We start from the raw sequence: 12,805 nt of genomic DNA on the forward strand, positions 1-12,805 counted from the left end.
CAATGCGTCAAAGGCCGCGACTGGAGTGCGATGGCCTCCCGCCGGACTGCCGGGAGTGAACACCTGGGTGGATGTCTGACTTTGCCGAGTCGGCGGCTACCCGCCTGGGTATCCGTTGTGGCTCCCACTGACGGTGTCGAGCTTTGAACGCGAGGCTTCCAGGCCATTCGTGCGCGTGCATTGCCAGGGGAGGAGAGGCAGCCAGGCCAAGGTGATGGCGCAGCGGCGCTGAGCACTTCATCGGTTGGTACGTCGCGGTGGAGTCAGCCGTCGGGCACGCATGGGTTGCTGCCTGTGTGGCCAGAAGCCTGCCCGCATTCCTCGCTCTTGGGCATACCACCCCGGGGGGAGCGCGCGTTCCGAGCATTCGTAGGACAAGGCATCTTGTGCCGGTCACCAGACGGAAACGAGAATGCAGACGCACGTGCTCGCTTGTGCGGCCAGACACGTGGGCGGTGGGGGGAGTGCCATGAAGAAGGACCTCGGGCTTCCGGAGCAGCCCGCCGTGCCACGCGTGGTCACGGCGGAGCCATTGGCTCACGTTGCAGAAGACGGCCGGGCTCATCTGCTGCGCGAGCACTTGGAGGCCGTGGGGCAGTGGGCCGCGAGGCTGGCGCCGCGAGAGGATTTGCGTGCGCCCGCGCTGGCCACCGGGCGCTGGCATGACCTGGGCAAGTACACACAGGACTTCTGGTACCGCATCCGCGCGGAGAATGGCTTCGAGGCGCACCTGGAGAAAGAGGGCGCGCTGGAGCGCGACCACTCGACGGCCGGTGCGCTCTGGTCGCTGAGTCGGGATCGCCGCTTGCTCCCGCTGGCCCTGGCGATCGCCGGGCACCACGCGGGGCTGCCGGACCTGGCGGCGTTCAAGGAGCGCCTGGGGCGCAAGGAGAAGCAGGCGTTGCTCGCGGACGCGAGGGCCCGGTGTGATGTCCCCGCCCTGCTGGACGGTCCGCTCGGCTTCGAGCCGGACGCGCTGCTGCGGCTCGAGCCGCTCCGCTTGGAGCTTTGGACGCGGATGCTCTTCTCGCTCCTGTGCGACGCGGACTTCCTGGACACGGAAGCCTTCTTCGATGCGAGCCGGGGCGCGGAGCGCGAGGTGCCGGTGACGCTGTCCCGGCTCGCCGAACGCCTCCGTGGCTTCTTGGATGAGAAGCAGCGCGTCGCCCCGGACACAGAGGTCAACCGGGTGCGGCGCGAGGTGCTCTCGGCCGCGGTGGAGGCAGCGTCCCTGCATCCAGGCGTCTTCAGTCTCACGGTGCCCACGGGCGGGGGCAAGACACTGACGTCCATGGCCTTCGCGCTCGAGCACGCGCGGCGGCATGGACTCCAGCGCGTCATCGTCGCCATTCCCTATACGTCCATCATCGAGCAGAGCGCGGACGTGTACCGCCAGGCTTTCCAGGGGCTGGAGCACGCCGTCATCGAACATCACTCCGCCGTCGATCCCCAGAAGGAGACGGCGCTCAACCGCGTCGCCAGTGAGAACTGGGATGCGCCCGTCATCGTCACCACCACGGTGCAGCTCCTGGAGAGCCTCTTCGCCCGCCGCCCGTCGGCGTGCCGCAAGCTGCATCGGGTGGCCCGGAGCGTCATCGTGCTCGACGAGGCGCAGACCCTGCCTCCGTCGCTGCTGGCGCCCATCCTGGATGGCCTGGGCGCGCTGGTGAAGGACTATGGCTGCTCCGTGGTCATCTGTACCGCCACGCAGCCCGCGCTGGGCCGCCGCCCGGACTTTCAGGAGGGCCTGCCGGACGCGCGCGAAATCGTTCCAGCCTCGGTGCTCGCCTTCGAGCGGCTGCGCCGGGTGCGGGTGCAGTGGCCCACCCTGGGACGCAAGCTCCCCTACACCGAACTGGCCGACGCCGTGGCGGCCGAGCGGGACGTCCTCGCGGTGGTGCACCTTCGGGACGATGCACGGCGGCTCTGCGAACTCGTGGATGAACGGCTGGGGCACCAGGAGACGCTGCACCTGTCCGCGCTGATGTGCCCGGAGCATCGCTCGGAGGTGCTCGCGGACATCAAGGCCCGCAAGAGGCGTGGGGAGCCGGTGCGACTGGTGGCCACACAGCTCGTCGAGGCGGGTGTGGACCTGGACTTCCGCGTCGTCTTCCGTGGATTGGGAGGGCTGGATTCGCTGGCCCAGGCCGCGGGCCGGTGCAACCGGGAGGGGTTGCTGGACGGGCTCGGCGAGCTGCGCGTCTACGAACCGGAGACCCAGCCACCCCGAGGCGTTCCGCGCGCCGCCCAGGACGTGACTCGCGGTCTGCTGGAGCAGGCGCCCGACCTGGACCTGTTCGCGCCCGCGAGTTTCCAACGGTACTTCGAGCGGCTCTATGCCACCCGCAAGCTGGACGGGAAGGGCATCCAGGACCTGCGGGCGAAGCTCCAATTCGAAGCGGTGTCCAAGGCCTTCAAGCTCGTGGAGGACGACTGGAGCGCGTCGGTGGTGGTGCCTTACGCGAACCGCGAGGCGCTCCTCGATGTGCTGCGTGAGCGGGGCCCCTCACGAGAGCGCCTGCGTGCGCTGCAACGCTTCACGGTGACGGTCCCCCGCAAGGTTCGGGAGGCCTGGCTGGCTCGGGAGTTGGCCCGGCTCGCGGCGGAGACGGTGGCGTACCTGGGGCCGGAGCACACGTCCGCGTACCACGAGCGCTTCGGCCTTCTTCTGGACCGGGTCGGCATCCTCGACCCGTCCTTCCTCATTCCCGGCTGAGACACGCATCAGGAGGTGTGGATGACATCGACGGCAGACAGGCGGTTTCGCGTGAGGGCCCGGGGGCCCGTGGCGTGCTTCACGCGACCCGAGATGAAAGCGGAGCGCGTCAGCTACGAGGTGATGACCCCCTCGGCTGCGCGCGGCGTGCTGGAGGCCATCCTGTGGAAGCCGGCCATCCGCTGGCACATCCATGAGATCGCCGTGCTCGCGCCGGTGAAGTGGACCAGCTTCCGCCGAAACGAGGTCAACAGCCGCGCCACGGTAGGCAGGTTCGACTACGCGGCGGACGAGGACCGGGCTCAGCGCAACACGGTGGCACTGCGCGATGTGGACTACGTCATCACCGCGTCCTTCACGCTGGTGCCCGGGAAGGCGGGGCCCGAGGACAACGCGCGCAAGTTCGAGGACATGTTCGAGCGGCGCCTGGATCGGGGCCAGTTCTTCCATGCGCCCTACCTGGGCTGCCGTGAGTTCGCGGCCCGGGTAGAGCCCGCCGAGGACGGCCTGCTGCCTCACGAAGCGGGCAACGGGCGGCGGCCATTGGGGCTCATGTTCTACGACTTCGTCTTCGACGCGCCCGGAGCGCCTGTGCGCCCCGAGTTCTTCCAGGCGTTCCTGGAGGATGGCGTGCTGCGCGTGCCGCCTCGGGCCCAAGTGCTGGGGGGAGGTGCCTCATGATGCTGACGGCACTGAACGACTTCGCCCGTGAGCGAGGGCTCACGGACGACCCGCTCTATGAAGTGAAGCCCGTGGACTTCTTCATCCGCATCAGCGCGGCGGGGAAGTTCGTCTCGCTGGAGAGCACAGCGGGAGAGGACGGACGGGGAAAACCCCTCTCGATTCCTAGGCTGCCGCAGCGGGCATCAAACATCGCCGCCGGTTTCTTCGCGGACAACCCGAAGTACGTCCTTGCTTACGAAAAGGACGCGCCCAAGGCAAAGGCGGGGGGCGTGGAGAAGCGCGTGGCCCGGCTGGACGCCTTCTTGAAACCGGTGCGCGAGGTCGCCGCGGAGACGAAGGACCCGGAGGCCCGGGCCGTGGAGTCCTTCCTCACGAGCGAGGCCGAGCGGCGCAAGGTGCTGGCGGCTCGCGACGCGGATGAATGGACGGGCTCTGAGTTGCTCGCCTTCGTCGTCGGCGATGCCACGGCGCCCGTGCATCAAAACCCGGCCATTCGCGCCTGCTGGGAGCGGCGCTCCGGCGAGAAGCGCGCGCTGGGACGGACGGCACGGTGCCTGGTGACAGGTCAGGAAGGGGTGGTGGCCCTCACGCATCCCAAGTTGAAGAACGTCCCGGAAGCCCAGTCGTCGGGAGCATCACTGGTGTCCTTCAACGCGCCCGCGTTTTCGTCACACGGTCTGGAGCAGGGGGACAATGCCCCCATCTCCCAGGAGGCGGCGCTGGGTTACGTGCTGGCGCTCAACGACATGCTCCGGAGGACGGAGCAGCGCCGCTTCCGGCAGGGCATCCAACTGGGGGATGGCTCGGTGCTGGTCTTCTGGACGCGCGCTTCACCTTCCGAGGAGAGCCTCCTGTTGTCGTGGATGGACCCGACCGAGGAGGACCTCCAGCGCTTCACCGAGTCGCCGTTGAACGGGCTGCAGCCGGGGGCGCTGGATGACCGGGCCTTCTATTCCGTGACGCTGACGGGGAACGCGGGTCGCGTCGCGGTGCGTGACTGGTTCGAGTCGCGCGTGGGCGAGGTGAAGCGGAACATCCGGCGCTACTTCGATGATCTGCGCGTCGGGCAGGCACCCGCGCAGCCGATCCCCGTCTATCGCCTGCTCAAGGCCGTGGAGGCGCCCTCGGGGCGTGGCCTGTCGCCGGACGTCGCCACGCGGATGCTGGGCGCGGCGCTGCGAGGACAGCCCTTTCCGCGTCAACTCCTGACCTCCGCGCTGGACCGGCTGCGGCTGCCACCCGCCGATGACAGGTTCGAGCGCGAACAGCTGCGGCTCCGCGTCGCGCTCATCAAGGCCACCCTGCTGCGACTCCCTCGAAGTGGAACCATTCCCCTGGAGATCACCGTGTCACTGGACAAGAACAACGCCTCACAGCCCTATGTGCTCGGCCGCCTCTTTGCCGTGCTGGAGCGGCTGCAGGGCGCGGCGCTGAAGGACCTCAACGCCACCATCCGCGACCGTTACTTCGGCGCTGCGTCTCGCAATCCCGTCACCGTCTTTCCCCGGTTGCTTCAGCTCTCCGTCCACCACGCCTCCAAGGCAGCGGAGAATGGCAGGTGGCTGGAGCGGGCGAAGGGAGAGGTGATGTCGCTGCTTCCTTCACAGCGGCCGTTCCCGCCAGTGCTTGACCTGGAAGCGCAGGGCCTCTTCGCCGTCGGCTACTACCACCAACGCGAGGCGTTCTTCACGAAGCGCGAGGCGTCGGCTCCAGGTGAGTCCGACGCATCCACCTCCTGACGTTCCACTGTCGTCACCTCATTCCCAGAGAAAGCGCCATGACCGACCTCAAGCAGCGCCACGACTTCGTCCTGTTCTTCGACGTGCTGGATGGAAACCCCAATGGAGACCCCGACGCCGGCAACCTGCCCCGCATCGACGCGGAGACAGGCCACGGGCTGGTGACGGACGTGAGCCTCAAGCGCAAGGTGCGCAACTTCATCCTGCTCACGCAGGAGGGCAAGCCGGGGCTGGACATCTTCGTGAAGGAGAAGGCCATCCTGAACAACCGCATCTCGGACGCGTACAAGAGCCTGGGCATCGACTTGAACGAGAAGCCCGCGCGCGCCGAGGACGGGAAGAAGCGCAACGACAAGGGGTTCGCTCAGGGCTCCGAGGTGGACAAGGGCCGCGCGTGGATGTGCAAGACGTTCTTCGACGTCCGCACCTTCGGCGCCGTGATGTCCACGGGGCCCAACGCGGGCCAGGTGCGCGGGCCGGTGCAGCTCACGTTCGCGCGCTCGGTGGACCCCATCGTGTCCCAGGAGCACTCCATCACCCGCATGGCCGTGGCGACGGAGGCCGAGGCCGAGAAACAGGGCGGTGACAACCGCACCATGGGACGGAAGAACACCGTGCCCTACGGGCTCTACCGGGCGCACGGCTTCGTCTCGCCGCACCTGGCGAAGCAGACGGGGTTTGGCACGGCGGACCTGGAGCTGCTCTTCCAGTCCTTCACGCACATGTTCGAACTGGACCGCAGCGCCGCGCGGGGGCTGATGTCCATGCGCAAGGTGGTGGTGTTCAAGCATGGTTCGGAGCTGGGCAACGCGCCGGCCCACGCGCTGTTCGACCGCGTCCATGCGGAGCGCGCCCAGCCGGAGAAGCCAGCTCGGAGCTTCTCCGACTACAAGGTGCGTGTGGACAAGGCCGGGCTGCCCCAGGGTATCGAGGTGCTGGAGTTGGCGGGATGAGCGCGGACCGCGAGACGTGGGTGGCGCTGTCGGCGCTCCAGCACCTGCTGTACTGCGAGCGGCAGGCTGCGCTCATCCACGTCGAGCGGCAATGGCGCGAGGACGTCAACACCGCCTCCGGCAGATTGCTGCACGAGCGCGTGGACCTGCCGGGACATGACGCGCGGGGGGGACGGCGGGTGGAGCGGGCCGTGTTGCTGGGCTCGCAGCGGCTGCGCGTGTCCGGGCGCGCGGACCTGGTCGAGTACCAGCGGGACGCGAAGGGGGCGGGCTGGCGGCCCTTCCCGGTGGAGGTGAAGCGCGGCCGGCGCAAGGCGGGTGAGGCGGACCGCGTGCAGCTCTGCGCGCAGGCGCTGTGCCTGGAGGAGATGCACGGCGTGGACGTCCCTGAGGGGGCGCTCTTCTACGGCGTGGAGCACAAGCGTGAGGCGGTGCGCTTCGACGCGGCGCTGCGCCAGCGGACCGAGGACGCCATCGCGCGCATGCACGAGGTGCTGCGCCGGCAGGAGGTCCCTGTCGTGGCGCGCGCGCCACGATGTGACAAGTGCTCGCTGGAGCCGCTGTGCCTCCCTGGAGTGACGGCGGGGCAGCGGAGCGCCCGGGACTTCCTGGCGCGGTGGATGGACGAAGACGGCTGAACGGAGGAGCGCATGACGACCGCGCTGAACACGCTGTTCATCACCGCGGAAGGGACTCGCCTGAACAAGGAAGGCGAGTGCGTGGTGGTGACGGTTCAAGACCAGAAGAAGGCGGAGGTTCCCCTGCGGCACCTACGCTCGGTGGTGTGCCTGACGCGCGCGTGGCTGACGCCGGAGTTGATGGAGAGCTGTCTGGAGGCGGGCATCCATGTCTCCTTCTTCGGGATGACGGGGCGCTTCCTGGCGAGGGTGGAGGGCGTGCCGGGCGGCAACGTCCTGTTGCGGCGGCAGCAGTACCGGGCGGCGGATGACATCGCTCGCTCGGTGGCCGTCTCCCGGGCATTGGTGGTGGGGAAGCTCGGGAACGCGCGGCAGTTCGTGTTGCATGCGCGGCGTGACGCGGCGCCCGAGCGACAGGAGGCCCTGTCGGAGACGGCGCGGCGGCTGTCGGAGCACCTGCGCGCGCTGACCCGCGTGGAGGACCTGGAGCAGGTGCGAGGGCTGGAAGGCATCGCGGCGCGCGACTACTTCGAGTCCTTTCCCGCGCTGCTGAAGAAGAGTGCCCAGGGCTTCGAGTTCGATGGCCGCAACCGCCGGCCACCGAGGAATCCGCTGAACGCGATGCTCTCGTTTGGCTATGCGCTGCTGGCGCAGGACTGCGCGGGAGCGCTCGCGGGTGTTGGGCTCGACCCCGCCGTGGGGTTCCTGCACGAGGACCGCCCTGGGCGCCTGTCGCTGGCGCTGGATTTGATGGAGGAGTTCCGTGCGCCGGTGGTGGACCGGCTCGTCTTCTCGCTGGTGAACCGGGGGCAACTGAAGCCCGGGGACTTCCGCACGGAGTCGGCGGGGGCCGTGTTGCTGAAGGATGATGCGCGCAAGACGTTCCTCGTGGCGTACCAGGAGGCGAAGCAGGTGGGGGTGCGGCACGCGTTCCTGGGGCAGGAGACGACCTGGGGCATGGCGCCTCACCTGCAAGCGCTGCTGTTGGCACGCCACCTCCGAGGGGAACTGGACGGCTACCCTCCCTTCGTGATGCGCTGATGCGTAGATTGACCGTGTTGATTTGTTACGACGTGCGGGTGTCGGACCCCCAGGGGCCTCGGCGCCTGCGCAAGATTGCGCGGGCTTGCAGAGACCATGGCGTGCGAGTGCAATACTCCGTCTTCGAGTGTGTCCTGGAGCCCAAGGACTGGATCGTCCTGCGCGCCCGCCTGCTCGGCGCATTCGATTCGGAATGCGACAGCCTGCGCTTCTACTTCCTGTCGGAAGACGATGCCCGAAAGACGGAGCATCATGGCGCCAGGGCACCCCTGGACGTCGAGGGGCCGCTGGTCCTGTAGGCCTCCGCGAACCTATCCCGGTGTACGCTCCGCCGAGGGTTCGCGCTCATTGAAATCCCGAATAGAATCATGGAGTTGGGTGAGTGCGGGGCAGGAACGGCGGGGCGCTTTCGTTGCCCCGCGGGCCGGTTCGCGAAATTCGGCCGGATTCCGTAGTCAGAACAGTATGTTGGAAGGGCAGGGTCGCTCCTCGTGAACGCGGGGAGCGTGGGTTGAAACCCAGGTGCGGCAGACGCTGGCCCCGTTCGATCGTCGCTCCTCGTGAACGCGGGGAGCGTGGGTTGAAACCTCATGCTCGACGACTCGCACGAAACGCGTAGTCAGTCGCTCCTCGTGAACGCGGGGAGCGTGGGTTGAAACGTGACCGGCAGCAACACCATTACCTTCCGGGTTGTCGCTCCTCGTGAACGCGGGGAGCGTGGGTTGAAACGATGCCTCTGGAGCAGCTGGTGGATCGCTCGAAGTCGCTCCTCGTGAACGCGGGGAGCGTGGGTTGAAACGCGGCCTGAGCGCCTCTTCTCCTGGGGGCTGTGTCGCTCCTCGTGAACGCGGGGAGCGTGGGTTGAAACGGCGTGAACCTGGAATGGGCGTACCGCGCCGACGTCGCTCCTCGTGAACGCGGGGAGCGTGGGTTGAAACACGGGCAAACTCCTCGATTCTGAGGACTTTTGGTCGCTCCTCGTGAACGCGGGGAGCGTGGGTTGAAACCTCGCTTGAGGACCCGGAGATTTGGCTGCCGAAGTCGCTCCTCGTGAACGCGGGGAGCGTGGGTTGAAACCCGCATCCACCCAGCGCCTTGTCACAGACGGAGTCGCTCCTCGTGAACGCGGGGAGCGTGGGTTGAAACTCTGACGGCTGGACGGACGAGCGCGTGGAGCTCGTGGTCGCTCCTCGTGAACGCGGGGAGCGTGGGTTGAAACCCATTCAACGCGCCCGACGCATGGTGGTGCGTCGTCGCTCCTCGTGAACGCGGGGAGCGTGGGTTGAAACCTCTGGTGAGTGGCGGCTGTCTGACGCGTCATCTGGTCGCTCCTCGTGAACGCGGGGAGCGTGGGTTGAAACTCTGCTTCGTCGCGTTGCCAGCGGAGCACTGGCCGTCGCTCCTCGTGAACGCGGGGAGCGTGGGTTGAAACAGTTGCCGTCGCTGTCTGGCTCGCCTGCGCAGGGTCGCTCCTCGTGAACGCGGGGAGCGTGGGTTGAAACAGCCCCGGCACCCGCGCGGCCTGGGCGGCGATGGTCGCTCCTCGTGAACGCGGGGAGCGTGGGTTGAAACCGGTGAACACCACCTCGCCGCTGGCTGCGACGATGGTCGCTCCTCGTGAACGCGGGGAGCGTGGGTTGAAACATGACAAGGCGCTGGCGCCACGTGCTCCATGGCGAGGTCGCTCCTCGTGAACGCGGGGAGCGTGGGTTGAAACTCACTGCCGGGCCCGCCCTACTCCAGCGGCCCGTCGCTCCTCGTGAACGCGGGGAGCGTGGGTTGAAACAACCAGGCGCTCACGTGAGCGCCGCATCCAAGGAGAGTCGCTCCTCGTGAACGCGGGGAGCGTGGGTTGAAACGATGAACCTCTCGCCGGGCCGCTCCATAACGGCGAGTCGCTCCTCGTGAACGCGGGGAGCGTGGGTTGAAACTCTTCGCGCTTGGCCTGGTCGGTCTTGGGCAGCCAGTCGCTCCTCGTGAACGCGGGGAGCGTGGGTTGAAACCATCCGCGCAACGGACGTCTGGAACTCGTCGAAAGTCGCTCCTCGTGAACGCGGGGAGCGTGGGTTGAAACTCTCCACTGCTGACACTCACCACGAGCGCCCGGTCGCTCCTCGTGAACGCGGGGAGCGTGGGTTGAAACGCTTGCGGCCCCCGGGCTCCTTTTTCCACCCCCACGTCGCTCCTCGTGAACGCGGGGAGCGTGGGTTGAAACGACTCGCCCACCTCACCCCGACACCCGCACAAGAGTCGCTCCTCGTGAACGCGGGGAGCGTGGGTTGAAACAGGCGCTCAAGCGGGGCGTGAAGAAGCACGGGAAGTCGCTCCTCGTGAACGCGGGGAGCGTGGGTTGAAACTACAGCGGGGTGTGCTCTTCGCACGGCGAGGCGGTCGCTCCTCGTGAACGCGGGGAGCGTGGGTTGAAACCGCCCGGCTCCCCAATCTGCGGTCGACCCTCGGTGTCGCTCCTCGTGAACGCGGGGAGCGTGGGTTGAAACACGTCAGGCGAGAAGATGAGGTCCAGCGGCAGGTCGTCGCTCCTCGTGAACGCGGGGAGCGTGGGTTGAAACGTGGACACGGGCCCCGCGGTCAATCCCGATGCGCGTCGCTCCTCGTGAACGCGGGGAGCGTGGGTTGAAACGGTGATGGCGTCGGGGACGAGATTTGCAGCCTGGGGTCGCTCCTCGTGAACGCGGGGAGCGTGGGTTGAAACAGCCCGATGCCGCGCGACTACGCTGGGCCCGGTGTCGCTCCTCGTGAACGCGGGGAGCGTGGGTTGAAACCACTACGCCCCGCCCGGCAGTGCCTGACGCGCCTGGTCGCTCCTCGTGAACGCGGGGAGCGTGGGTTGAAACGCGCTCCAGGCTGACGGGTGGTGGCTCCGCTCGGGTCGCTCCTCGTGAACGCGGGGAGCGTGGGTTGAAACTCCAACCGCCGGAACAACGCGAAGTCGGACGCGGTCGCTCCTCGTGAACGCGGGGAGCGTGGGTTGAAACACCGGCCTGGGCTGGCGGGATGCTTCCAGGACGCGGTCGCTCCTCGTGAACGCGGGGAGCGTGGGTTGAAACATGCAGATGCACGGGGCCCGGTTTCGGCTTGCCCGTCGCTCCTCGTGAACGCGGGGAGCGTGGGTTGAAACGGCGTTACGCTCGACTATCGAGCGGACGTTGTCAGTCGCTCCTCGTGAACGCGGGGAGCGTGGGTTGAAACGGAGTCTGTCGGCCGCGCTGACGCGAGGCCGGCGGTCGCTCCTCGTGAACGCGGGGAGCGTGGGTTGAAACGGGCGCTGGGTGAAGGACTTGAAGGGCCGCTACTGTCGCTCCTCGTGAACGCGGGGAGCGTGGGTTGAAACGTCGACGCCGTCGAGGCGAAGAAGCCGGCCAAGCGTCGCTCCTCGTGAACGCGGGGAGCGTGGGTTGAAACGTGGACTGGCCGCATGGGGGCCGGCGTCCTGGGTCGCTCCTCGTGAACGCGGGGAGCGTGGGTTGAAACTCTAACCTTGTCATAAATCCGCATCATCCACGTGTCGTCGCTCCTCGTGAACGCGGGGAGCGTGGGTTGAAACCGAAGTCCGCGCGGATGGCGTCATGCGCCTTGGTGTCGCTCCTCGTGAACGCGGGGAGCGTGGGTTGAAACTTCGCCTGGCCCGTCGCCTCGGCGTACCGGCGGAGGGTCGCTCCTCGTGAACGCGGGGAGCGTGGGTTGAAACGGCATCCCCGCGCGCAGCCACGCCAGGACGTCGTGTCGCTCCTCGTGAACGCGGGGAGCGTGGGTTGAAACCTGTTGTGCCAGTCGTCCGCGTCGTCGGGGGTCAGTCGCTCCTCGTGAACGCGGGGAGCGTGGGTTGAAACCACCACCCCCTGCGCCGGGGCGGGCGGGGGCTGGTCGCTCCTCGTGAACGCGGGGAGCGTGGGTTGAAACACGGACTTGAAGTCGTTGCCGTCCATGATCACGTGGTCGCTCCTCGTGAACGCGGGGAGCGTGGGTTGAAACAGCCAGAGTCCAGAGCTCGACCGGTGGGGCCGGCGTCGCTCCTCGTGAACGCGGGGAGCGTGGGTTGAAACAAGGAGTCCGAGGTCGCCACGGTGTTCGATGCCGGTCGCTCCTCGTGAACGCAGGGAGCGTGGGTTGAAACCGTTCGGAGGGGCAGGAGCAGAGCGCCACGGCGGCGTCGCTCCTCGTGAACGCGGGGAGCGTGGGTTGAAACTCCGCCAGCTCCAGCACGAGTTCCAACTTCGACTGTTGCTCCTCGTGAACGCGGGGAGCGTGGGTTGAAACTTGGGGTCCGCGTTCTCAACCTCCGCAGCCTTGGTCGCTCCTCGTGAACGCGGGGAGCGTGGGTTGAAACTTACGCGACATGCAACGCGGCGCGCTCGACCAGGGTCGCTCCTCGTGAACGCGGGGAGCGTGGGTTGAAACACCGGCGTAGAGCTGGGGAAGCACGGGCAGGGCACGTCGCTCCTCGTGAACGCGGGGAGCGTGGGTTGAAACACCGGGCGCTTCCGCGAGGGCTTCGGCGAGCTCGGGTCGCTCCTCGTGAACGCGGGGAGCGTGGGTTGAAACCGAGCAGTGGCAGCGCCCGTGCATCGGCCCATGTCGCTCCTCGTGAACGCGGGGAGCGTGGGTTGAAACAGCGTGGAGCGCAACTCCGGGGTGGACCCGAACAAGGTCGCTCCTCGTGAACGCGGGGAGCGTGGGTTGAAACCCGTGAGTAGTTGCTGGACTGCGAACTCAAGCTCAAGTCGCTCCTCGTGAACGCGGGGAGCATGGGTTGAAACTACTCCCGCTTGGTGGACAACCTCTCCGGCCCCGCGGTCGCTCCTCGTGAACGCGGGGAGCGTGGGTTGAAACTTCCCGACGTTGGCCACCGTGTTGATGCCGCTGGTCGCTCCTCGTGAACGCGAGGAGCGTGGGTTGAAACACGCAGAAGCGCGAGCCCGTCTACGACGCGCTGGTCGCTCCTCGTGAACGCGAGGAGCGTGGGTTGAAACATGTCGCTCGACATGAAGGAGTTGTCGGGCTTCAGTCGCTCCT

The 12,805-nt window shown here is 67.5% G+C and carries 7 protein-coding genes and 1 CRISPR repeat array; all 7 genes read left to right on the forward strand.

Going from position 1 to position 12,805, the window contains the following annotated elements:
- The first annotated feature begins 469 nt into the window (after window positions 1-469).
- The 7 genes from F8M74_RS13060 to cas2 are packed head-to-tail and all read left to right on the forward strand — an operon-like array spanning window position 470 to window position 8,070.
- Window positions 470-2,716 (forward strand): CRISPR-associated endonuclease Cas3'', encoded by a 2,247-nt coding sequence (locus F8M74_RS13060; protein WP_228559438.1) that lies wholly within the window; start codon window positions 470-472, stop codon window positions 2,714-2,716.
- 21 nt (window positions 2,717-2,737) lie between these two features.
- Window positions 2,738-3,397, forward strand: coding sequence for a type I-C CRISPR-associated protein Cas5c (gene cas5c, locus F8M74_RS13065; protein WP_171410097.1), 660 nt, complete (start codon window positions 2,738-2,740; stop codon window positions 3,395-3,397).
- Window positions 3,394-5,139, forward strand: a complete 1,746-nt coding sequence (gene cas8c / locus F8M74_RS13070; RefSeq protein WP_141258604.1) for a type I-C CRISPR-associated protein Cas8c/Csd1 — start codon at window positions 3,394-3,396, stop codon at window positions 5,137-5,139. The genes cas5c and cas8c overlap by 4 nt, the downstream gene beginning before the upstream one ends.
- Before the next feature lie 38 nt (window positions 5,140-5,177).
- A complete protein-coding gene (gene cas7c, locus F8M74_RS13075; protein WP_141258605.1) occupies window positions 5,178-6,092 on the forward strand; it encodes a type I-C CRISPR-associated protein Cas7/Csd2 in 915 nt (304 codons plus the stop codon).
- Window positions 6,089-6,730, forward strand: coding sequence for a CRISPR-associated protein Cas4 (cas4, locus tag F8M74_RS13080; RefSeq protein WP_141258606.1), 642 nt, complete (start codon window positions 6,089-6,091; stop codon window positions 6,728-6,730). Before cas7c ends, cas4 begins: the two co-directional genes overlap by 4 nt.
- Before the next feature lie 12 nt (window positions 6,731-6,742).
- A complete protein-coding gene (gene cas1c / locus F8M74_RS13085) occupies window positions 6,743-7,771 on the forward strand; it encodes a type I-C CRISPR-associated endonuclease Cas1c (RefSeq protein WP_141258607.1) in 1,029 nt (342 codons plus the stop codon).
- Complete coding sequence (cas2, locus tag F8M74_RS13090; protein WP_228559436.1) at window positions 7,771-8,070, forward strand: CRISPR-associated endonuclease Cas2; 300 nt, start codon at window positions 7,771-7,773, stop codon at window positions 8,068-8,070. Before cas1c ends, cas2 begins: the two co-directional genes overlap by 1 nt.
- Window positions 8,071-8,252: 182 nt before the next feature.
- A CRISPR array of direct repeats spans window positions 8,253-12,762; the repeat unit is 37 nt; unit sequence GTCGCTCCTCGTGAACGCGGGGAGCGTGGGTTGAAAC.
- Window positions 12,763-12,805 lie beyond the last annotated feature (43 nt).

It is taken from the genome of Myxococcus sp. CA023, from assembly GCF_010998615.1.
Taxonomy (GTDB): domain Bacteria; phylum Myxococcota; class Myxococcia; order Myxococcales; family Myxococcaceae; genus Myxococcus.